We start from the raw sequence: 22,230 nt of genomic DNA on the forward strand, positions 1-22,230 counted from the left end.
CGAGGCCCCGGCTTGCCAGCGCGAGGGCGGCTAGGCCGGCTCCGAGATCTCGATGAGGTTCAGGTCGGGGTCACGCACATAGATGGAGCGGATTTTCGATGAGGCACCGGTGCGCATCACAGGGCCTTCGGCGATGGGAACCGACAACTGCTGCAGACGCGCGATAACCTCGTCCAGCGGCACCGAGGCCAGAAAGCACAGATCAAGGGCACCGGGCACAGGCGTGTGGGCCTTGGGTTCAAACTCGCGTCCCTTCACATGCAGATTGATCTTCTGCTGCCCAAATACAAAGGCCTTGCGCTCCACGGGTGGGGTGCCGCCTATGAAGGATTCCAGCCGCATGCCGAGGACTTCGGTGTAAAAGCGTATGCATTGCGCTTCGTTGGCCGTGGTGAGAACCAGGTGGTCGAGGTGACTGATCATGACAAGGCTACTGTCTGGTTGTGAAAATGAGTGTGAGGGCACGCAATCTCGCGTTGCAGGGGAACGGCATGAGCATGGTGCAGTTGCAGGCAGGCATTGCCGTTAAGGCTGCGGTCCGGGTCGATTCTGTCAGGCTGTCGCCGCTCCGTCCTGGCGCATGACGCCCTGCAAGAACGCCTGCTCGGCAAGCTGTGCCAGCGGGGCGCGAGGGATGCGACCGCGGCGCTCGCCGTCGATGAGGGCGATCACGGTTCCCAGCCACAGCTCGGTCAATGTTGCCGCGCTGAAATCGATGCGGAACACGCCTTCCTGCTGGCCACGCAGGAAGAAAGCGTCGACCTTGGGTTCCCAGATCGCATTTTCCTCCATGGGTTTTTCGACCTCGTTCCAGTAATAGGTCAGGAACAGCGTGAATTCGCGATGTTCAAGATGCTTGGCATTGAGGCGCTTGAGTGCTTCGAGCACCGGGCCTTCCTCGATGCGGGCTTCGTCCAGCGCATCGTCCAGCGTGCGCAGGCTTTGTTCCAGCAGTCGCTTGATCAGCAGATCGCGCGTGGGGCAGAAGCGATAGAGGGTGGCCTTGCTGATGCCTATGGCCTTGGCCAGCTCCTGCAAAGTGGCGCGTGGGTGGTTGACCAGGGCCAGGGCCAGTGGAGGGAGGATTGCTGTGTTGTCGTGAGGGGTTGTCGTCATTCGTGGCTCCGGTTGGGGCGGATACGGATGAACCTATTTTGATTCAAGCAGCGGGGCTAAAAGCTTGGGAGAGCAACTTTACTTGGTATCAAAATGCCATGAATCAATATAGGTCTTAATGAATCAAATTTGATTCAAAAAATATTTTCATGCATCATGCACTTCTTTCAAGATTTGACAAGACTCAAAAGCCATGAAGAAGAAAAGCCAGAATGTGCGTGCCTGGTCGGCCCTGGCCGCATTGGCGGCCGCAATGATGTTGGTCGGCTGCATCAAGTCGGAAGCGGGCGGCCCGCCTCAGGAATTGCCGCTGGTGGATGTGGTGACCGTCAAGCCCAGGGCGCTGAGCCTTAGTGCTGAACTGCCTGGGCGGGTCGAGCCCGTACGTGTGGCGGAGGTGCGTGCGCGGGTGCCGGGTATCGTGCTGAGCCGCAACTTCAAAGAGGGTGCCGATGTGAAGGCCGGAGAGGTGCTGTTCAACATCGACCCGGCACCGTTGCGCGCGGCGCTGTCGCGGGCCCGGGGTGAATTGGCGCGAGCGGAGGCCGCGCTCTCCGATGCTCAGTCCGTGGTGCGTCGTTACGAGCCGCTGGTGGCACAGGAAGCCGTGAGTCGCCAGGATTTCGACAGCGCCAAGGCTGCGCTGCACAGCGCCATGGCCATGCGTCAATCGGCCCAGGCCGAAGTAGAGGCGGCACGCCTGAATCTGGACTATGCGACGGTGAGGGCCCCGATTGCGGGCCGCATCGGCCGTGCGCTGGTGACGGAAGGCGCTCTGGTCGGCCAGGGGGAGGCCACGCCGATGGCAGTGATACAGCAGCTTGACCCCATTTATGCCGATTTTCGCCAGACCGCCGCGCTGGCCACGCGCTTGCGTGCACAGCAACAGGGAGAGCGGTCGCAGAGGAGTGCTCCCGTGACGCTGGTGGCGGACGGCCTGGACGAAAAGCGCCAGGGACGCATGCTGTTTTCGGATGTGACGGTGGATCGCGGAACCGGCCAGCTTGCGCTGCGCGGTGAATTCCCCAACAAGGATGGCTTGCTGTTGCCCGGCATGTATGTGCGTGTGACCCTGGGGCTGGGTGAGGATCCCGCGGCCATTCTCGTGCCTCAGCGTGCGGTGCAGCGCGGCAGCGACGGACTGGCCCATGTGCTGGTGCTCGACGAGAACGACATTGTGCAGTCCCAGAAGGTGAGCACCGGCGCCATGTACGGATCCGAGTGGCATATCACCGAGGGTCTGAAGGAAAACGCCAGGGTGCTGGTCGGAGGCCTTGCTGCAGCCGTGCCCGGCACCAAGGTGCAGATCAGAGCTGCCGCTGCAAGCGTCGCTGACGCTGTCAAAGATGCTGAAGTCACGGAAAAGAAATGAGCACTATGCGCTGGTCCTGCAAGCGCTGAATGCCAAGAAGACAAGCCTTATTCAAGGATAGACAATGTCCCGGTTTTTTATTGATCGCCCCAAGCTGGCCTGGGTGGTCGCGATCTTCATCCTGCTTGCCGGCCTGCTGGCTATCCCGGCCTTGCCCGTGGCGCAGTTTCCCAACGTGGCGCCGCCGCAGATCTCCATCTCGGCAACCTATCCGGGGGCATCGGCCACCACGGTGATGGAGTCGGTGACCAGCGTCATCGAGGAGGAGCTCAACGGCACCAAGGGGCTGCTGTACTTCGACTCGTCCAGCGGTGCCACGGGCCTGGCCGAAATCACGGCCACCTTCGCGCCGGGCACCGATCCCGCACTGGCTCAGGTCGAGGTGCAGAACCGCATCAAGAAGGCCGAGGCCAGGCTGCCCGCATCGGTGATGCAGATGGGTCTGCAGGTAGAGCAGGCCAGCGCCAATTTCCTGATGATCTATTCGCTGACCTACAAGGGTGACGACAGCGGCAAGAACGAGGTCCGCCTCTCCGACTATGCGGTGCGCAACATCAACAACGAGATCCGCCGTGTGCCCGGGGTGGGCAAGGTGCAGTACTTCGGCGCCGATGTCGCCATGCGGGTCTGGGTCGATCCGCAGAAGCTGCTGGGCTACGGCCTGTCGGTGGCGGACGTAAATGCCGCCATTGCCGCGCAGAACGCCCAGGTGCCGGCGGGCAGCTTCGGCAGCCAGCCCGGATCGTCCGAGCAGGAGCTCAGCGCCACGATTGCCGTCAAGGGAACGCTGAGTTCGCCCGAGGAGTTCGGCCAGATCGTGCTGCAGGCCAGGGCCGACGGCTCGGCCGTACACCTGGCCGATGTGGCGCGTCTCGAAGTCGGCCAGCTCGACTACAGCTTTGCCTCGCGCGAGGACGGCCACAAAGGAGTGGCGGCCGCCGTGCAACTGGCACCTGGTGCCAATGCTATGCAGACCGCCAAGGCGGTCAAGGCGAGGCTAGCCGAGCTGTCGCAGAACTTCCCCGACGATATTCAGTACGCCGTGCCCTATGACACCTCGCGCTTTGTCGAAGTCGCCATCGGCAAGGTGATCCAGACCCTGGTCGAGGCCGTGGTGCTGGTGTTTCTGGTGATGTGGCTGTTTCTGCAGAATCTGCGCTATACGCTGATTCCCACCATCGTGGTCCCGGTGTGTCTGGCCGGTACCCTGGCGGTGATGTATGCGCTGGGCTTCTCGGTCAATATGATGACCATGTTCGGCATGGTGCTGGCCATCGGCATTCTGGTCGACGATGCCATCGTGGTGGTGGAGAACGTGGAGCGTCTCATGGCCGAGGAGGGCCTCTCGCCGCTGGCCGCCACGGTGAAGGCCATGCAGCAGGTCTCGGGGGCCATCGTCGGCATCACGCTGGTGCTGGTGGCCGTGTTCCTGCCCCTGGCCTTCATGAGCGGCTCGGTGGGCGTGATCTACCGTCAGTTCTCGCTGTCGCTGGCGGTCTCCATCCTGTTCTCCGGCCTGCTGGCGCTGACATTCACGCCGGCACTGTGCGCCACGCTGCTCAAGCCTGTTGCCGAGGATCACCACGCGGAGAAGAAAGGTCTCTTCGGCTGGTTCAACCGCCACTTTGCCAAGCTGACCGAGCGCTTTTCGCTGCTCAACCAGCGTCTGGTCAAGCGCACAGGCCGCTATATGCTGATCTATGCGGCGATCGTGGGCGGGCTGGGCTTTGCCTATACGCGCATGCCCGAGTCCTTTGTGCCTTATGAAGACATGGGCTACTACATCGTCAGCGTGCAACTGCCTCCCGGTGCGACCGAAGCACGTACCGAGGCCGTGGTGCGCGACATGGAAGCCTATGTGCAAAGCCGCCCCGCCACGGCCCAGGCCGAGTTCCTCATGGGCTACAGCTTCTCGGGCATGGGGCAGAACGCGGCCATGGCCTTCGTCACGCTCAAGGACTGGTCCTTGCGCAACAAGGGCCAGGCATCGTGGGACGAGGTCCAGGCCTTCAATCAGCGCTTCGGCAGTCTGTCCGATGGTGCGGCCATGGCTGTGGACCCGCCACCCATCGACGGCCTGGGCAATTCCGGCGGCTTTGCGCTGCGTCTGCAGGACCGCGCCAATCTGGGTCGTGAGGCCCTGGTCGCCGCGCGCGACGAGCTGCTGAAGAAGGCCAATGCCTCGCCGGTGATCGCCTACGCGATGATGGAAAACCTCGAAGACGCGCCGCAGCTGCGCCTGGACATAGACCGGCGCAAGGCCCAGGCCCAGGGCGTGAGCTTCGCGAGCATCAGTGCCGTGCTGTCCACGGCCTATGGCTCGGCCGTGATCAACGAGTTTCCGAATGCCGGACGCCTGCAGCGCGTGGTGGTGCAGGCCGATACGGCCGCGCGCATGACGCCCGAGGCCCTGCTGCGGCTGTATGTGCCCAATGCCCAGGGCGAGCAGGTGCCGCTGGCCTCGTTTGCCAGCGTGGAATGGGAGCAGGGGCCGGTGCAGATCTCGCGCTACAACGGCTATCCGGCCTTCCGTATCGCGGGCGACGCCAAGCCCGGCCACACCACGGGTGAGGCCATGGCCGAGCTCGAACGCATCCTGGGCGAAATGCCGCGCGGCATAGGCTACGAGTGGACGGCGCTGTCCTATCAGGAAAAGGCCGCTGGCGCACAGGCTCCCAAGCTGTTCGCTCTGGCCATCGTGGTGGTGTTCCTGCTGCTCGTGGCCCTTTACGAAAGCTGGAGCATTCCAGCAGCCGTGATGCTGATCGTGCCCATAGGTGCGCTGGGATCGGTGCTGGCCACTTCGGCGCTGGGTCTCTCGAATGACGTGTATTTCAAGGTTGGCCTGATCACCATCATCGGTCTGGCGGCCAAGAACGCCATCCTGATCGTGGAGTTCGCCAAGGACCTGCACGAGCGCGGCCATTCGCTGACGGAAGCGGCATTGCAGGCAGCCCGTTTGCGCTTCCGTCCCATCGTGATGACTTCGCTGGCCTTCATCCTCGGGGTGGTGCCACTGGCACTGGCCACCGGGGCGGGTGCCTCCAGCCAGGCCGCCATCGGCGTCGGCGTGATCGGCGGCATGCTCAGCGCCACCTTGCTGGGCGTGCTGTTCGTGCCCATCTTCTTTGTCTTCGTGCTCTCGCTGCGGCGCAAGCGCCGCGCAGTGCCGGAGGAAAAAAACACAGACTCCGAAGGAGAAACCGCATGAACGGGCGAAACCCCATGCGTACCGCGGCGCTGACGCTGATTGCCGCGGTGCTCGCCGGCTGCTCTTTTGCACCGACCTATGACAGGCCTGCTGCGCCCATTCCCGGCACCTGGAGCGCAGCATCATCAGCTTCGGCTGCATCGGTGCAGAGCTTGCACTGGAAGGATTTCGTGATCGATGAGCGCCTGCGCTCGCGTATCGAAACGGCGCTGGACAACAACCGCGATCTGCGTCAGACACTGCTCAATGTGCAGACCGCACGCGCGGCCTATCGCGTGCAGCGTGCGGATCAATTGCCCGGCCTGGAAGTGCAGGCCGGCGGCAACCGCCAGCGCCTGCCTGCCGACCTGAGCGGCACAGGAGCGGCCAGGGTGCAGAGCAACTATCAGGCAGGCGCTGGGCTGATGGCTTTCGAGCTCGATCTATTCGGCCGTGTGCGCTCGCTGTCCGAGGCCGCGCTCATGGAGTATCTGGCCACCGAAGAGGCTGCGCGCAGCGTGCAGATCAGTCTGATCGCGGAAGTGATCCAGGCCTCGCTGGCCCAGGACAGCGCACGGCAGCGCCATACTCTGGCGCTGCGTACCTTGCAGGCGCGCGAGAAGGAATGGCAGCTGATGAGCGAGCGCAGAAAGACCGGCACGGCAAGTCGTCTCGACGAGCAGGAGGCGCAAGGACAGCTCGAGCTGGCGCGTGCCGAAGTCGAGCGCTTCGAACGCGAACTGCGCCAGGCCGGCAATGCTCTGGACTGGCTGGTTGGCGATGGAAGGGTCCAGCCGGCAGCAGATCTGAGCACCACGCCCCTGGTGCAGGAGATAGGCCCGGGTCTGTCCTCAGATCTGCTGGTGCAGCGGCCCGACATCCGCGCTGCCGAGTACCAACTGCGCGCGCGCAATGCGAGCATAGGGGCGGCGCGGGCCGCGTTCTTTCCGCGCATCTCGCTCACGGGCTCCTATGGCTCGGCCAGTGCCGAGCTTGGCGATCTGTTTGCCGGCGGCCAGCGCTCCTGGTCCTTCATGCCGCAGCTCAGCTTGCCGATTTTCGATGGCGGCCGCAATCGCGCCAACCTGGAAATCGCGCAACTGCGCAAGGACATGGCGATAGCCAGTTACGAGCGCAGCATCCAGACCGCGTTTCGTGAGGTCAGCGATGCGCTGGCCTCCGTGGAGACGTTGAGGCGCGAGGAGCTTGCCCGCCAGCGCCTGGTGCAGACCAGCGCGAATACGCTCAAGCTTGCCGAGCTGCGCTATCGCGCGGGGGTGGACAGTCATCTGCGCTATCTGGATGCGCAGCGCACGGACTATGCGCAGCAGATGGCACTGATCGAGGTCAGCGCGCAGCGGCAGACGGCCCTGGCCACGCTGTTCAAGGCCTTGGGTGGCGGCTGGCAGGTCAGTCCTGGAACCCAAGGTTGAGTGCCCCTAATCTGTCCGCATGATGAGAGGAGCGTTGGTGTTGCCTATGAAGCCGCCCCAACGCTCATGAGACTCAGCCAGATTGCACAGATGGGTCGAGCCTTGCCTGGCCTCTGACATCAAGGAACTGAACCGGTCGTCGACATCCGTGGGATTTGCCGGATGCCGGTGAATTTGTTGGCGATGAGGGGATGGCCGGCAGGTGGCGAAGTGCAGGCGAGCCAAAGTTCCCAAAAAACCACATCTATTTCATTTTTGACTTTAATCGATAATAATTCTCATTATCAAAAATGAGTAACGTATCGTATCTTGTCATACCCATTCCGCTCCTTGTCCGATGTGGCCAAGATTTATGGAGAGCATCACCCCTGGCTCTTGGGCTGGCTGAGGCGCAAGCTCGGCGGAGCTGATCATGCGGCGGATCTTGCGCAAGATACCTTTGTGAGAGTGCTGGCTGCCCAGGCGGAGCAGCGCGCGCTGGTGTTGCGCGAACCGCGCGCCTATCTGACCACTGTGGCGCGCAATCTGCTCATCAATCATGTGCAGCGGCAGTCGCTGGAGCAGGCATGGCTGGACGCGATGGCCCAACTGCCGGAGCCTCTGGCGCCTTCGCCCGAGCAGCAGTTGCTGGTACTGGAGTCATTGCATCAGGTCGATGCCATGCTCAACGGCCTGCCACCCAAGGTACGTGAGGCATTCCTGCTGTCTCAACTCGATGGCCTGACTTACGCGCAAGTGGCGCAGCGCCTTGATGTCACGGTCCGCACCGTCAAGCGCTATATGGCGCAGGCCTTCGAGCAATGTATCTTGCTGGTGGTCTGAGCATGTCCGCTTCACCGTCCTCGACCCTGGCTATCGACCCGAGTGCAGCGCAGCAGGCAGCGCAGTGGCTGGTGCGGCTGCACGCCGATGACGGCGATGCGACGCTGCAGACAGAACTCATGCAATGGCGCAACTCCGACCCACGCCATGAAATCGCCTGGCAGCGCGCCGAACGGGTTCTCGGCCAGCTGTATGCAAGCCGGGGCGGCAACAGTGCAGAAGCAGGCAATACGCTGGGTGGCCTGAGCGCTGCGGCGCTGCGCGAGGCGAGTCGATCGCAGCGGCGTGCTGTTGCACGGCTGCTGGCGACTGTGATCGTGGCGGGGCCGCTCGGCTATGGGGTCTGGCGTCTCGCGCTCTGGCATGAATGGTCGGCGGACATGCGTACCGACACGGGAGAGAGCCGTGAATCGACGCTGGCCGACGGCAGCAGAATCCGGCTGGATACCGGCAGCGCCGTCGACATGGTGTTCACAGCGTCGGAGCGCCGACTGATCCTGCGTGCGGGCGCCATCTGGGTGCAGACAGCTGCCGATGCCGAGTTGCGGCCTTTTCTGGTCCAGACGGCGCAAGGAACGGCGCGCGCGCTGGGAACGCGCTTTACCGTGCGTATCGCTCCACCTTCTGCGTCGACGGATCGCAGCTCCCTCGTCGCCGTTCAACAGGGGGCGGTGGAGCTGATCCCCGCCAACGGCGGCGCGGCGGTGCGCATCGATGCGGGGCAGCAGGCACATATGAGTGCAGAGCATGTGGGCGCGCCCGAAGCCGCCGGTCTTGCCGCAGATGGCTGGACGGCAGGGGTGCTCTATGCGGAAAAGACACCGCTGGGAATTTTTGCTGCCGAGCTCTCGCGCTACCGTCCGGGCATCGTGCGATGCGATCCGGCTGTTGCTGCGCTGCCTGTGAGCGGAGCCTTTCAACTGCGCGACACGGATCAGGCACTGGCGGCGCTGGCGGCCTCCCTGCCCATCAAGGTTCTGCAGCGCTCGCGCTACTGGGTGACCATCGTGCCGCGCTGAGGCACTCGATTTGTTCCGCTTCCATGTCCCCTTTTGGCGGGACGCCGGTCATACAAGAAAGACAACACATTTATCGGCGTTTTTCAGAAGGGTTACTCCATGGCCATGGCGCAGCATTTTTGCGGGCAGACTTCACTACTTTCATCGTCCATCCTGTCCGTCGGTGGCCAGGGATTCAAACAGAGTGCCGTGCAAGCCGGGCTGATACTGCTGCTGGGCATGGCCGCAGCCGGCGGCGTTCAGGCCCAGTCTGGCCAGGGCTTTCCGAGCGAGCCGCAGCGGCGGGAGTACAGCCTGCCTCGCGGGCCATTGAGCCAGGCCCTGGCGCGTTTTGCGGGAGAGTCCGGGGTGACGCTGTCTGCGGACTCCGCCCTTTCCGGGGAACTTCAAACGCCAGGTCTGCATGGCAGGTTCGCAGTCGCCGAGGGTTTTGCGCAGCTGTTGCGCGGCACGGGGCTTGAGGCCGTCCAGGCCCAGCCCGGTGTTTTCATTCTGCGCAAAAGCACTCAGGCCCCTGTGGCGGCGGGTGCCGCCCCCAGTCTGGCGGAAGTGCTGGTGACTGCTGCGGCCGAAGCGTCGGCCTTCTCGGAAGGCACGGGTTCCTATGCGGCGCAGCTCGTCACGACCGGCAAAAGTGCACAGAGTCTGCGCGAAATTCCGCAGTCGGTTTCCGTCGTGACGCGCCAGATGCTCGAGGATCAGAATATCCAGAGTCTCGATGACGCCATGCGCACCGTGCCTGGCGTCACCGTGGAGCCAGGCAGCACAGGGGGCAATCATGGCAATTTCTACCTGCGCGGCTACGCGGTGGATACCGTGCAGATCGACGGCGTCAACACTCCTGCGAGCACCGGCAATGATCTTTCCAGCGGATTCGGCATGGCCATGTACGACCGCATTGAAGTCCTGCGCGGCCCTGCCGGACTGTTTCAAGGGGCTGGCGACCCTGGCGGCTCCATCAATCTGGTGCGCAAGCGCCCCAAGGCGCACAAGGAGTTCAGCACCCAGCTGTCGGCCGGTTCGTGGAGTCGCTATTACGCCGAGGCGGACATGACCGGGCCTCTGAGCAGTGATGGACGCCTACGCGGGCGTCTTGTCACCGCTTATCAGGATCACGGCTCTTTTGTGGATCATGTGTACTCCAGGAAGCCGTTGATCTATGGCGTGCTGGAAGCCGACCTCACTCCCTCGAGCACGCTTACCGCCGGAGCCAGCCATCAGCAATACAAGGGGCGTCCCGCCTTCGGCCTGCCTGCCTATCCGGATGGCCGCTTGCTGGATATTCCGCGCTCCAGCTATCTGGATCCCATCTGGAATCACATCACGGAACGCAACACCGAGTACTTCGCAGAATTTCAGCATCGCCTGGACAATGGCGGGCAGATCAAGCTCAATGCGACCTACCGGGAGCAGGATGAACCCTCTCGCCTGTTCGGCTGGTCGGACTGCGCGGCCGACCCTGCTACCGGCGACAGCTGCCTCATCAGCTGGGCTTACCGCAGCCACTGGAAGACGCATGGCCTGGACGGCTTCATCACCACGCCGTTTGCCGCGCTGGGCTCATCCAATAATGAGCTGACGCTGGGAGCAGACTATCGCAAGGTGCACAAGAGCTTCAAATACGGCGGCGGAGACGGTGCTCCCATCAACATCTTCGATCCCGACAACAACGTTCCCAAGCCTGCGAATTACAGCTTCTCCAACGGCAACGACAACCGAACCGAGCAGTACGGGCTCTATGGACGAATCAATCTGCGCCCGGCCAGCGGCGTGTTGCTCAGCATGGGAGGGCGCATGACCTGGTGGGACAACCATGCCGTCAATCGCAATGCCTACTTCAACCAGTTTTCCGAAACCGATACGCGCATCAGCGGCAAGTTCACTCCGTATGCGGGAGTCGTGTTCGACCTGAGCGAGCAGTTGTCTGCCTATGCAAGCTACACCCGCATTTTCGCGCCACAGACTGCCAGCGACGCTGAGGGCATAACATTGCGCCCACGAGTGGGTCAGCAGTACGAGGCAGGCCTGAAGGGCGAGTGGCTGAACAAGCAGCTCAATGCCCGTGCGGCTGTGTTCCGCATGGAAGACAGCAATCGTGCAATGACCGATCCGGCCAATCCGCTGTTTTCGGTTGCCGCAGGCAAGATGCGTAGTCAGGGTGTGGAAGCCGAAATCAACGGTCGCATTGCTCCGGGCTGGAATCTTGCTGTTGGATACGCGTACACCCAGACCAAAACCCTGGAAGGAACGCCGGACGAGAAGGCTCAGCTCTATACCTTCATCGCTCCGCGCCACAGCTTCAACCTGTGGACACGATACCAGTTCGGTTCGGGGCCTCTGGAAGGCTTCAGTGTGGGTGGCGGTCTGCGCAGCGTCAGCCGGATGTACCGCCTCAATGGTGACGTGAAGTTCTCTCAGGGTCCGGTGACTACGGCTGCATTGCAGATCGGCTATCGCTTCAACAAGAATCTGGATGCAACGCTGACGGTCAACAATGTCTTTGACAAGGTGTATTACCAGCGTGTCTGGGCGGCTTATGGCTCCAACTACTATGGCGAGCCGCGCAATGTGATGCTGACGCTGCGCGGCAAGTTCTGAGCGTCTGTTCAAGGTGGGCCCGGGCCGGGCTGCCGATGCCCTGGCTCGTGAAAGCCGGCTGATGCAGGTGCGAGAGCCCGGGACGCAGTCCGGGGCTTGGGGCATTGCTGGCAGGCGATACGTGCGCTGCGGTTTTCAAGCCGGCCCGGAAATGGCCGGCTTCGACTTGGACTGTTCAGGCCCGTGGCATTGGCCGGCGCCGCGCAAAATATGCAAGATGCTATTGCTGCGCAATGAATTCAAATCGCATTCACGGTTGAAGGCGGCAAAAAGAAAAAAGGCCTTGAATTTCTTCAAGGCCTTTTGTCATTTGGCGGAGCAGGCGGGATTCGAACCCGCGGTGGGCTATTAACCCACACACGCTTTCCAGGCGTGCGACTTAAACCACTCATCCACCGCTCCACAGCGATCCCAAAAATACTTCATTGCTGAAGTAAAAAACCAAGTGTGGTCGACTTGATTTTAAAATCTGGCGGAGCAGGCGGGATTCGAACCCGCGGTGGGCTATTAACCCACACACGCTTTCCAGGCGTGCGACTTAAACCACTCATCCACCGCTCCGTGTGATGAAGCCGCTATTCTAACCAGAAATTTCGACCTCAAAATGAAAGTGCAGAAAGTTCTTTTCTGCATGCAGCCTGTAGCGAGCAGGCTCAGGCGCTCTTGCCCACCTGAACCATCTTCATGGCAGAGGCAATCAGGCCGGAGACTTCCGTCATGTTCGCGGGAATGACCAGGGTGGTGTTGGAGTCCGCAGCCACCTTGCTGTAGGCCTCCACGGCGCTTTCAGCCACCTTGAGCTGCACTGCCTGCTCGCCGCCGGGCTGGCGGATGGCCGTGGCCACTCGCTCCAGCGCCTGTCCGGTCGCTTCGGCCACGGTGGTGATGGCGGCAGCTTCACCTTGCGCCTTGTTGATGGCGGCTTGCTTCTCGCCCTCGGAGCGGGCGATGAAGGCCTCGCGCTCGCCGGTGGCAATGTTGATCTGTTCCTGGCGTCGGCCTTCGGAAGCTGCGATCAAGGCGCGCTTTTCACGTTCTGCCGTGATCTGGGCCTGCATGGCGCGCAGAATTTCAGCGGGTGGCGTCAGATCCTTGATTTCGTAGCGCAGCACCTTCACGCCCCAGTTCAGCGCGGCCTCGTCGATGGCATTGACGACCTGGGCGTTGATCATGTCGCGCTCTTCAAAGGTCTTGTCCAGCTCCAGCTTGCCGATCACGCTGCGCAGCGAGGTCTGGGCGAGCTGGGTGACGGCCATGATGTAGTTGGACGAACCATAGCTGGCGCGCATGGGGTCGGTGACCTGGAAGTAGAGAATGCCGTCCACGGTCAGCTGCGTGTTGTCGCGCGTGATGCAGACCTGGCTGGGCACGTCCAGGGGAATTTCCTTGAGGCTGTGCTTGTAGGCGATGCGATCCACGAACGGGATCAGAAAGTTCAGGCCAGGTGTGAGCGTGCCTGCGTATTTGCCCAGACGCTCCTTGACCCATGCATGCTGCTGGGGAACCACCTTGATCGAGCGGACGATGAAGATGACGGCAATGATGGCGATGGCGAGAGGGACTGCGTAATCCATATTGTCTCCAGCCCTTGTGGGGCGTTGGTGTGAAGAAAGAGAGCGAAGCGTTCCAGCGTCCAGCATAACCATGCCGGGGCTGGCCGGTGATCAGATCTTGTCAACCAGAAGGCGGTTGCCAATGACTTCGGCCACGCGATGCGGGCCCGGGATGGGCAGCGCGCCCTGGCGTCCCATGACGGTCCAGGTGGCGCCGCGATAGCGGACCTGGGCCGTGCCGTCGGTGTTCCACTGTTCGATGACCACGGTTTCGCCCACATCCAGGTTGACATCGCGATTGCTGGAGGCAGGCTGTCTGCGCGGGCTGCGCTTGCGCAGCAGATAGCAGACGAGGACGGCACCGGAGCCCAGCAGGGCCGCAGCGACGATCTGGCTGCTGGTGCCCAGGCCGAAATGAGCGCAAAGCGCTCCGGCAATGGCACCCAGAGCCAGCATGAGGAGATAGAAAGTGCCGGTCAACAGCTCCGCAATGACCAGCAAACCGACAAGCAACCACCACGCGGTGGAGTGATCCATACCTGAGCTCCTGTTAAGGCCTGTATTTAGTGCACCACATTCTGGGTTAAAAACAGCCTGTTTCAAAGCCGCAATAAGGATATTCCTTACACTTCGCGGCTGTTTCGTTTTTTAGGCCTGATTGGTACGGAGGCTGTTCATGAAGTTTCGCTTTCCCATCGTCATCATCGACGAGGACTATCGTTCCGAGAACACCTCGGGACTGGGCATCCGCGCCCTGGCTCAAGCCATTGAAGAAGAGGGCTTTGAAGTCCTGGGCGTGACCAGTTATGGCGATCTGTCGCAGTTCGCCCAGCAGCAAAGCCGGGCCAGTGCCTTTATTTTGTCGATCGACGACGAGGAATTCCAGCTCGGCGGCGACAAGGACCCCATCATTCACAGCCTGCGCGACTTCATCGGTGAAGTGCGCCGCAAGAATGAGGAGGTGCCCATCTATATCTACGGCGAGACCAAGACCAGCCGTCACCTGCCCAACGACATCCTGCGTGAGCTGCATGGCTTCATTCACATGTTCGAGGACACGCCCGAGTTCGTGGCCAAGCACATCATCCGCGAAGCCAAGAGCTATCTGGAGAGCGTGCAGCCCCCGTTCTTCAAGGCGCTGCTGGACTATGCCGAAGACGGCTCCTACAGCTGGCACTGCCCCGGTCACTCGGGTGGCGTGGCCTTTTTGAAGAGCCCCGTGGGCCAGATGTATCACCAGTTCTACGGTGAGAACATGCTGCGCGCAGACGTCTGCAATGCCGTGGAGGAACTGGGCCAGCTGCTGGACCACAACGGCGCCATCGGCGAGTCCGAGCGCAATGCGGCACGCATCTTCAATGCCGATCACTGCTACTTTGTGACCAATGGCACATCGACCTCCAACAAGATCGTCTGGCACCACACCGTGGCACCTGGCGATGTGGTGGTGGTGGATCGCAACTGCCACAAGTCCATCCTGCACTCCATCATCATGACGGGTGCGATTCCGGTGTTCCTCAAGCCCACGCGCAATCACTTCGGCATCATCGGCCCGATTCCGCAGAGCGAGTTCTCGGTCGAGTCCATTCAGGCCAAGATTGCCGCCAACCCGCTGCTCAAGGGCGTGGACGCCAAGGCCGTCAAGCCCCGCGTGCTGACGCTGACGCAGTCCACCTACGACGGCGTGCTCTACAACACCGAGACCATCAAGGGCATGCTGGACGGCTATGTGGCCAATCTGCACTTCGATGAGGCCTGGCTGCCCCACGCTGCCTTCCACCCCTTCTATGGCAGCTATCACGCCATGGGCAAGAAGCGCAAGCGCCCGATGCACTCGGTGGTCTATGCCACCCAGTCCATCCACAAGCTGCTCGCCGGTATCAGCCAGGCCTCGCATGTGCTGGTGCAGGACAGCCAGACCGAGAAGCTGGATCACCCGCTGTTCAACGAGGCGTATCTGATGCACACCTCGACCAGCCCTCAGTACAGCATCATCGCCAGTTGCGACGTGGCTGCTGCCATGATGGAGCCGCCCGGCGGCACGGCGCTGGTGGAAGAGTCGATTGTCGAGGCGCTGGACTTCCGCCGTGCCATGCGCAAGGTGGAAGACGAGTTCGGTGACGACGACTGGTGGTTCGAGGTCTGGGGCCCCGAAGCCCTGGCCGAGGAAGGCGTGGGCACGGCCCAGGACTGGATCATCCGCGGCACCGATGCGTCGACCAAGACCCGCTCCAAGAAGAACGGCAAGGAGTTCGACAACTGGCACGGCTTTGGCGATCTGGCCGACGGCTTCAATATGCTGGACCCCATCAAGTCCACCATCGTCACGCCCGGCCTGGACCTGGACGGTGATTTTGCCGACACCGGCATTCCCGCGTCCATCGTCACCAAGTACCTGGCCGAGCATGGCGTGGTGGTCGAGAAGACCGGCCTGTATTCCTTCTTCATCATGTTCACCATCGGCATCACCAAGGGCCGCTGGAACACCATGCTGACGGCGCTGCAGCAGTTCAAGGACGACTACGACCGCAATCAACCGCTGGCGCGCATCCTGCCCGAGTTCTGCCAGCAGCATCGCCGCTACGAGCGCATGGGCCTGCGCGATCTGTGCCAGCATGTGCACGAGCTGTATGCCAAGTACGACATCGCACGCCTGACGACCGAGATGTATCTGTCGGATCTCAAGCCCACGATGAAGCCCTCGGATGCCTATGCACATATCGCGCAGCGCAAGACCGAGCGTGTGGAAATCGACCACCTGGTCGGCCGCACCACCGTGGGTCTGGTCACGCCTTACCCGCCCGGAATTCCGCTGCTGATCCCCGGTGAAGTCTTCAACAAGAAGATCGTGGACTATCTGGTGTTCGCGCGCGAATTCGCCAAGGAGTGCCCGGGCTTCGAGACCGATATCCACGGTCTGGTGGAGCTGGAAGACGAAAACGGCGAAATCCGCTACTACGCGGACTGCGTGGCCGAGGAAAGCGTCAAGCCTGTGGCAGTGAAGAAGACTGCTGCGGTGAAGAAGCCCGCTGCCAAGAAGCCCGCTGCCAAGAAGACGGCTGCGGCGCCCGAAGCCACGACCGCTGCCAAGACGCCTGCAAAAAAGGCGGCCACAAAGCCGGCAACAAAGGCAGCGGCCAAGTCCGTCGCAAAGCCTGCAGTGAAGGCTGCGGTCAAAGCGGCAAGGAAGGCTGCATAAGCCTTGGCTTTTGCAAGGTCGGGGCGATCCCGGCCTTTTGCACATCAGCCCGGAGTGCCTGCACTTCGGGCTTTTTCATATCCCTGCCATGCCTTCATTCCTGCAACCGGCTGGCCCTGTGCATCTGTGGAAGCTGTTGGCGGCAGCCAGCCTGGGCTGGGCCTTGTTCATGCTCTGGGGCTGCCTCAATGAGACAGGCAGCAGCGGTGGGCTGATTCTCAGGCTGTTCCCGTTTCTGCGTGGCTTTGAGCACACGGACAAGCTGGTGCATGCCGGCCTGCATGCGGTGCTGGCGGGTTTGCTCTGCTGCGCGGGGCTGGCGCGTGCGCATGCTGCGGGCTTGTGCTGGACCGCCGGGCAAGCGCTGGCCGTGGTGCTGATCTGTGCCGGCTACGGCGGCGTGATCGAGCTGCTGCAGGCCGGCTTCTCCACCACGCGGTCAGCCGAGTGGCTCGATGCGCTGGCCAATGCCGCGGGCGCGAGCCTGGCCGTGCTGTTCATTCAGGGGCTGCGCTGCATGAAGCAAAAATAGTAGCTGCTTGCGCTTGACCTGAGTTGTATATAGGCATGAATCTATTTGAAGCACAGGTGGTTATTGCGCAAGCCGCTCCTGATTTTGATGACTATTCCAGAGTGATCTTCGCGTCGCGGATCAGCGCGGCCCAGCTGGCCTGTTCCTTTTGCAGGTAGGCCTGGGCATCCTGAAGGCTGCCGCCCATGGGCGTGCTGCCTTCGGACTGCAGCTGCTTGAGCACGGCGGGGTCCTGCAAGCCGGTGTTCACAGCGGCATTGATCTTCTGCGCCAGCGCGGCAGGCGTGTTCCTGGGGGCCACGATCAGCTTCCAGTCCACGGCTTCAAAGCCGGGAAAGCCGGACTCGGCCACGGTGGGAACCTGGGGCAGGATGGCAAGACGCTTGGCCGAGGTCACGGCCAGTGCGCGCAGGCGCTGGCCCTTGATCATGGGGTAGACCGCCTGAGGCGTACCGAACATATAGTGGGTCTGCTTGCCCAGCAGATCGGTCACGGCAGGCGCAGCGCCCTTGTAGGGTACGTTGAGCACATCGATCTTGGCCTTGTAGGAAAGCATTTCCCCCGCCAGATGGCCCACGGTGCCCGTGGATGCCAGGCCCTGTTTGATGGCTCCGGGCTGGGCCTTGGCTGCGGCGATCAGATCCTGCAGCGATTTCCAGGGCGAATCGGTGGGTACGACCAGCACCACGGGCTGCGAGGCCACCAGCGCCACGGGAAGCAGATCGGTCTTGGCGTTGAACGGCATGCTGGGCAGCAGCGAGGGATTGATGGCCAGATTGGCGGTCTGTCCCATGCCGAAGGTATAGCCGTCGGCCGGTGCCTTGGCGACGGCATCCAGTCCGATATTGCCGCCTGCACCGGGCTTGTTGTCCACCACGATGACCCAGCGATTCGCGGTCGCCATGCGCTCGCTGATCTGGCGCGTCACCGTATCGGTGCCGCCGCCAGGCGTGAAGGGCACGACCATGCGGATCGACTTGGCAGGCCATTCGCCAGGCTGGGCCGCTGCGCTGCCTGCGGCAAGCGTCATGGCCATCAGTGTGCATGCTGCCATCGCCTGGCGGCGGTTCGGGTGTCGGGAAGAAGGGCGGTGTTTCATGGTTTTGTCTCCTGGTAGCTGGAAATTGGGGTAAGGAATCCCCGCAGGGCGTGCATGGGCGCCCTGTTCTGGGGTGTGATGAAGAAAGCGGGGCCGTGGCCCCGCAGGGCCGCTCAGTCGGATCTACCCTGGGCCAGTGCCTGGGCCTGATCCTGGCTATAGCCCAGGGCGGTCAGAATCTCCAGGCTGTGCTCGCCGAGCTTGGGTGGCGAGAGACGCACCTGCAGATGCTTGCCGTCCAGGGTCAGCGGCAGCAGCACGGTCTTGCTGTCGCGGCCGTCCGGCAGGGTGATGGGGGCCAGCGCACCGGTGGCGTTCAGGTGAGGGTCTTCGAGCAGATCGTGCGGACGGGCGATGGGTGCGAACGGCAGGCCCTTGTCCTCGAAGACGCTGGCGATATGCGCGGCGCTGTATCCGGCCATGGTTTCACGCAGCAGCGGCATCAGCCAGCTGCGGGCCTGCACGCGGTCGTTGTTGCTGCCAAGGCGCGGATCGTCACGCAGCTGCTCCAGGCCAAAGGCATCGCAGAACTCGCGCCATGCGCCGTCGCTGACCACGGCCAGAAAGATCTGCTCGCCGCCCTGGACTTCGAACACGTCGTAGATCGCCCAGGCCGAGATGCGTGCGGGCATGGGGGCGGCGGGCTTGCCGGTCACCGCGTACTGCATCATGTGCTGGGCGATCAGGAACACATTGTTCTCGAACAGTGCGCTTTGCACTTCCTGGCCCTTGCCCGTCTTCGCGCGCTGGGCCAGGGCGGCCATGGCTCCCATGGCGCCGAACATGCCGCCCATGATGTCGTTGACACTGGTGCCCGCGCGCAGCGGGTCGCCGGGTCGTCCCGTCATATAGGCCAGGCCGCCCATCATCTGCACCACCTCGTCCAGTGCCGTGCGGTGTTCGTAGGGGCCGGGCAGAAAGCCCTTGTGGCTCACATAGATGAGGCGCGGAAACTGCTGCTTGAGGCTTTCATAGTCCAGGCCCAGCTTCTTCATGGTGCCGGGCTTGAAGTTTTCGGTCACCACATCGGCCGTGGCGATCAGCCGCAGCGCGGCTTCCTTGCCCTCGGGGGTCTGCAAATCCAGCGTCAGGCTTTTCTTGTTGCGGTTGAACAGCGGAAAAAAGCCGGAGCCCGAGCCCAGCAGCTTGCGCGTGGCATCGCCGTTGCGGCCGTGGCCCACGGGTTCGACCTTGATGACTTCGGCGCCCAGGTCGGCCAGCATCAGGCCGCAGCTGGGGCCCATGACCATATGGGTGAACTCCACCACGCGGATGCCGCTATAGGGCAGGGGGGAGGAGGAAGTCTCGGCGGTTTCGGTTGAGGCGTGCATATTCATCTCTTCTTGTTCTCGGCCCGGTTGCGAGCCGCTACGTAATCAGTAACGGTGAGGCACAAAGCCCTTGGGCAGGCCTGCGGGTGGCAGCATGCCGTACAGCGCCTCGCCCGGCAGTCCGGCGGCCAGCGTTTCTCGCGCTGCAAGCAATCGCTCAATATCAATGCCGGTGCGCAGTCCCATGGCTTCGAACATGAAGACCAGATCTTCGGTCACCACATTGCCGGAGGCGCCGGGGGCATAGGGGCAGCCGCCCAGCCCGGCCTGAGATGCGTCGAAAGTGCGCACACCTGCCTCATAGGCGGCCAGGCAGTTGGCCAGGCCCAGGCCTCTGGTGTTGTGCATATGCGCGGCGCCGGCCTTGTCGCCGAGTTCGCTGCGCAGGCGCGTGAACAGGCGCTTGACCTGGGCCGGGTTGGCCATGCCCGTGGTGTCCGACAGACCCGATTCGTCGGCGCCGGCGGCCACGCAGGCTGCAGCCAGAGCGATCACCTCGTCCTCGGGCACCAGGCCCTGCAAGGTGCAGCCGAAGGCGGTGGAGATGCCGGCCTCGATATGCACTGCAGGGGCGATCTCGTCGCGCAGCCTGGCGATGGCGCGCACTTCCTCCACCATCTGTGCGGGCGTCTTGCGCACATTGGCCATGGAGTGCGCGGGGCTGGCCGATACGGGCAGCGTGATCTTGTGCGCGCCGGCGCGCATGGCGGCTTCGGCTCCCTTGAGATTGGGCACCAGGGCCATGATGGTGATGCCGGGGTGGGTGACGGCATGGCGCACGACTTCGGCGGCATCGGCCATCTGCGGCAGCAGCTTGGGCGAGACAAAGGAGCCGACTTCGATTTCCTGCACACCCGCTGCCACCAGGGCGTCGATCCAGGCGTATTTATGGGCCGTGCTCATGGTGGCCGAGACCGACTGCAGGCCGTCGCGGGGGCCGACTTCGCTGATCAGGAGATCGAAGCGATGGGGGAATGACATGGTTGCCTCACTTGGATTTCATGCTTGCATTGCAGCTGGCACAATGTTGTAATGATGTTCTATCAGATAGAACTAAATTCTTTCTATTGAAATATTGCCTTGCGTCCTGATGCCCTGTCAAGCTGAGGGGCAGGAGTTTTTATGCCGCGTAAATCCCTGAATGAATCCGTCGCCGACGAGAATGCCGCGCCTGGCGGTGTGGCCGCAGTGGACCGTGCCCTCAGCGTGCTGGGTGCATTCCAGGATGGCGATGCCGCGCTGAGCCTGGCCGAGCTGGCCGAGCGAACGCGCCTTTACAAGAGTACGGTGCTGAGGTTGCTGGCCTCTCTGGAGCATGGTGGCTGGGTTCAGCGCCAGGATGACGGGCGCTATGCGGTGGGTCCGGCCGTGGCCAGGCTGCATGCGGTTTACGAACAGAGCTTCTCGCTGGACAAGCTGGTCATGCCGGTGCTGCGCGCACTGGTTCAGGCCACGGGCGAGAGCGCGGCCTACCATGTGCGCCAGGGGCGCGAACGCCTGTGTCTGTACCGCGTGGATTCGCCGCATCCGGTGCGCGACCATGCACGTGCCGGTGATCTGCTGCCTCTGGACAAAGGCGCGGGCGGGCGGGTGCTGGTCGCTTTCGATCCGGAGCTGGGCGATTGGGTGAAGAAGCAGCGCAGCCACTATGCGCGGGTACGGGCCGATGGTTACGAAGCCCTGGTGGGCGACAGGCATAGCGAGATCGCCGGTATTTCGGCCCCGGTTTTCCGCCGCAGCGGGGAGTTGGCCGCTGCCCTGACGCTGACCATGCCAGCGCATCGCTATGACGAGCGCTATGTCAAAAACGTGTTGCAGGCCGCGCGCGACCTGGGGGCGCAGCTGCCCTAGCCACTGATGTCGCGGAATTCAGGCGCATGCTCGATGGTCGCGGCCAACGATGAAGCTGTGAATCACGGGCTTGCCGGCTCGGGCTGAAAGCCCGACTCGCTGCGCACGCGCAAAAAGCGGGCAAAGCGCGGCAGCCCGCTTTTTTCGTGCAGTCCTTGGTAGCGGTAGGTGACCCAGCTGCCGAGCGCAGGCGGGCTTTTGCGCATCTGCGCCGTCAGTCCGGAGCCCAGTGAGAACTGCTTTCCGTCCGGGGTCTGCACCAGTAGCGCACCCGTCATGCCCTGCCATTGCCCGCGTCCGCTTTTGTAGCCTATGACCTGGGCTTCGGCATCATCGAAAGGCTTGAGCTTGAGCAGATCGTCGCTGCGGCCCGGGCGATAGGGTGCGCTGCCCTTGTGCAGCATCAAGCCCTCGCCGCCGCCTTTGACGACTGTGTGCAGCCATTGCTGCAGCTCGGCTTCCGAGCCCAGCTTGCGCTGCTCCACCATCTGCACCCAGTCCTGGGCAATGGCGCTCACGGTGCGCTGCAGCAGCGGCAGGCGCTGGTCAAAGCTGCCCGGAGCCGTGGGTAGATCAAACACCATGAATCTCATCTGGCGCCAGGCTTGGTCGTCGGGGATGGCCTGTGCCGTGGTGGACTGGGCATGGCCAAACCGGCCGCGTCCGGCCCAGAGCTCGCCATCCATGGGGGTGGCTGGCCAGTCCCGGACAAACCACTCAGGCGCCGCGATCCGTTGCCCGCCACGGCTGACGAGCTGGTGGCCGTTCCAGTAGCCGCGCACGCCGTCCAGTTTTTCGCTGACCCAGTAGTCCTGCAGCGGCAGGCCGCTGCGCCAGACCTGGGCTAGCATCAGCGACGGCGGCTGGGCCGTGGTCTGTGCCCGCACGGCAATAAAGCCCATGCAGAGGCAGGCGCAGACCAGCCAGAGCATGCATTTCCGCAGGGATCGGTGCCGTGGTTCAGGCATGGCTATCTCCCGGTAAAGATGCAGCTCATGCTAGAGCGCGGAGCCTATGCTGTCGATGCGGGCACGAACCCGTATCAAAAAACATAGCTATCAGCGGCTTATCTATAGGAATTGTGGTGATTCCAATGAAAAAGCCGCTGAAGCCAG

At 62.6% G+C, this 22,230-nt stretch carries 18 protein-coding genes and 2 tRNA genes; 9 read left to right on the forward strand and 11 right to left on the reverse strand.

Going from position 1 to position 22,230, the window contains the following annotated elements; genetic code table 11:
• Positions 1-30: 30 nt before the first annotated feature.
• The gene (locus CTR2_RS09605) at positions 31-423 is read right to left on the reverse strand and encodes a VOC family protein (protein ID WP_087084259.1); all 393 of its coding nucleotides are present in this window, start codon (positions 421-423) and stop codon (positions 31-33) included.
• A gap of 129 nt (positions 424-552) precedes the next feature.
• Complete coding sequence (locus tag CTR2_RS09610) at positions 553-1,116, reverse strand: TetR/AcrR family transcriptional regulator (protein WP_087084258.1); 564 nt, start codon at positions 1,114-1,116, stop codon at positions 553-555.
• Positions 1,117-1,309: 193 nt separating this feature from the next.
• Between CTR2_RS09610 and CTR2_RS09615 the strand changes: the two genes are divergently transcribed.
• From CTR2_RS09615 to CTR2_RS09640, 6 genes are all read left to right on the forward strand, one after another.
• Entirely contained in the window at positions 1,310-2,488 is a 1,179-nt protein-coding gene (locus tag CTR2_RS09615; protein WP_087084257.1) for an efflux RND transporter periplasmic adaptor subunit, read from the forward strand.
• Between the two features lie 64 nt (positions 2,489-2,552).
• Positions 2,553-5,699, forward strand: a complete 3,147-nt coding sequence (locus CTR2_RS09620) for an efflux RND transporter permease subunit (RefSeq protein WP_087084256.1) — start codon at positions 2,553-2,555, stop codon at positions 5,697-5,699.
• Positions 5,696-7,111 carry an efflux transporter outer membrane subunit gene (locus tag CTR2_RS09625; protein ID WP_087084255.1) on the forward strand — a complete coding sequence of 472 codons (1,416 nt, stop codon included), beginning with the start codon at positions 5,696-5,698 and terminating at the stop codon, positions 7,109-7,111. The genes CTR2_RS09620 and CTR2_RS09625 overlap by 4 nt, the downstream gene beginning before the upstream one ends.
• Positions 7,112-7,441: 330 nt before the next feature.
• Complete coding sequence (locus CTR2_RS09630) at positions 7,442-7,933, forward strand: sigma-70 family RNA polymerase sigma factor (RefSeq protein ID WP_087084254.1); 492 nt, start codon at positions 7,442-7,444, stop codon at positions 7,931-7,933.
• 2 nt (positions 7,934-7,935) lie between these two features.
• The gene (locus CTR2_RS09635; protein WP_087084253.1) at positions 7,936-8,952 is read left to right on the forward strand and encodes a FecR domain-containing protein; all 1,017 of its coding nucleotides are present in this window, start codon (positions 7,936-7,938) and stop codon (positions 8,950-8,952) included.
• Positions 8,953-9,057: 105 nt separating this feature from the next.
• The gene (locus CTR2_RS09640) at positions 9,058-11,550 is read left to right on the forward strand and encodes a TonB-dependent siderophore receptor (protein ID WP_254913398.1); all 2,493 of its coding nucleotides are present in this window, start codon (positions 9,058-9,060) and stop codon (positions 11,548-11,550) included.
• Positions 11,551-11,685: 135 nt separating this feature from the next.
• Here CTR2_RS09640 and CTR2_RS09645 read toward each other — a convergent pair whose 3' ends face one another.
• The 5 genes from CTR2_RS09645 to CTR2_RS09665 all read right to left on the reverse strand — a co-directional run bounded on the left by CTR2_RS09645 (position 11,686) and on the right by CTR2_RS09665 (position 13,640).
• On the reverse strand, positions 11,686-11,847 hold the full coding sequence (locus tag CTR2_RS09645) for a hypothetical protein (RefSeq protein ID WP_176391683.1): 162 nt from the start codon (positions 11,845-11,847) through the stop codon (positions 11,686-11,688).
• A 14-nt stretch (positions 11,848-11,861) separates the two neighbouring features.
• Positions 11,862-11,952: transfer RNA gene (locus CTR2_RS09650), tRNA-Ser, on the reverse strand.
• Between the two features lie 68 nt (positions 11,953-12,020).
• A tRNA-Ser gene (locus CTR2_RS09655) sits at positions 12,021-12,111 on the reverse strand.
• 92 nt (positions 12,112-12,203) lie between these two features.
• Positions 12,204-13,124: an SPFH domain-containing protein gene (locus CTR2_RS09660; RefSeq protein WP_003063190.1), complete on the reverse strand. Its 921-nt coding sequence runs from the start codon at positions 13,122-13,124 to the stop codon at positions 12,204-12,206.
• A 90-nt stretch (positions 13,125-13,214) separates the two neighbouring features.
• On the reverse strand, positions 13,215-13,640 hold the full coding sequence (locus tag CTR2_RS09665) for an NfeD family protein (RefSeq protein ID WP_003063189.1): 426 nt from the start codon (positions 13,638-13,640) through the stop codon (positions 13,215-13,217).
• A gap of 139 nt (positions 13,641-13,779) precedes the next feature.
• Here CTR2_RS09665 and CTR2_RS09670 point away from each other — a divergent pair, with 139 nt between their 5' ends.
• Positions 13,780-16,302, forward strand: coding sequence for an arginine/lysine/ornithine decarboxylase (locus tag CTR2_RS09670; RefSeq protein WP_087084251.1), 2,523 nt, complete (start codon positions 13,780-13,782; stop codon positions 16,300-16,302).
• Positions 16,303-16,390: 88 nt separating this feature from the next.
• Positions 16,391-16,834, forward strand: coding sequence for a VanZ family protein (locus tag CTR2_RS09675; RefSeq protein WP_087084669.1), 444 nt, complete (start codon positions 16,391-16,393; stop codon positions 16,832-16,834).
• A 91-nt stretch (positions 16,835-16,925) separates the two neighbouring features.
• Here CTR2_RS09675 and CTR2_RS09680 read toward each other — a convergent pair whose 3' ends face one another.
• From CTR2_RS09680 to CTR2_RS09690, 3 genes are all read right to left on the reverse strand, one after another.
• Positions 16,926-17,933, reverse strand: coding sequence for a Bug family tripartite tricarboxylate transporter substrate binding protein (locus CTR2_RS09680; RefSeq protein ID WP_087084250.1), 1,008 nt, complete (start codon positions 17,931-17,933; stop codon positions 16,926-16,928).
• Between the two features lie 113 nt (positions 17,934-18,046).
• Positions 18,047-19,264 carry a CaiB/BaiF CoA transferase family protein gene (locus CTR2_RS09685; protein ID WP_176391682.1) on the reverse strand — a complete coding sequence of 406 codons (1,218 nt, stop codon included), beginning with the start codon at positions 19,262-19,264 and terminating at the stop codon, positions 18,047-18,049.
• Positions 19,265-19,309: 45 nt separating this feature from the next.
• Positions 19,310-20,245, reverse strand: coding sequence for a hydroxymethylglutaryl-CoA lyase (locus tag CTR2_RS09690; RefSeq protein WP_087084248.1), 936 nt, complete (start codon positions 20,243-20,245; stop codon positions 19,310-19,312).
• Positions 20,246-20,386: 141 nt separating this feature from the next.
• Between CTR2_RS09690 and CTR2_RS09695 the strand changes: the two genes are divergently transcribed.
• Entirely contained in the window at positions 20,387-21,115 is a 729-nt protein-coding gene (locus CTR2_RS09695; RefSeq protein ID WP_087084247.1) for an IclR family transcriptional regulator, read from the forward strand.
• Between the two features lie 62 nt (positions 21,116-21,177).
• On the opposite strand, the gene CTR2_RS09700 is transcribed toward CTR2_RS09695, so the two are convergent.
• The gene (locus tag CTR2_RS09700) at positions 21,178-22,083 is read right to left on the reverse strand and encodes a DNA ligase (protein WP_254913397.1); all 906 of its coding nucleotides are present in this window, start codon (positions 22,081-22,083) and stop codon (positions 21,178-21,180) included.
• Positions 22,084-22,230 lie beyond the last annotated feature (147 nt).

It is taken from the genome of Comamonas thiooxydans (assembly GCF_002157685.2).
Lineage (GTDB): Bacteria > Pseudomonadota > Gammaproteobacteria > Burkholderiales > Burkholderiaceae_C > Comamonas > Comamonas testosteroni_H.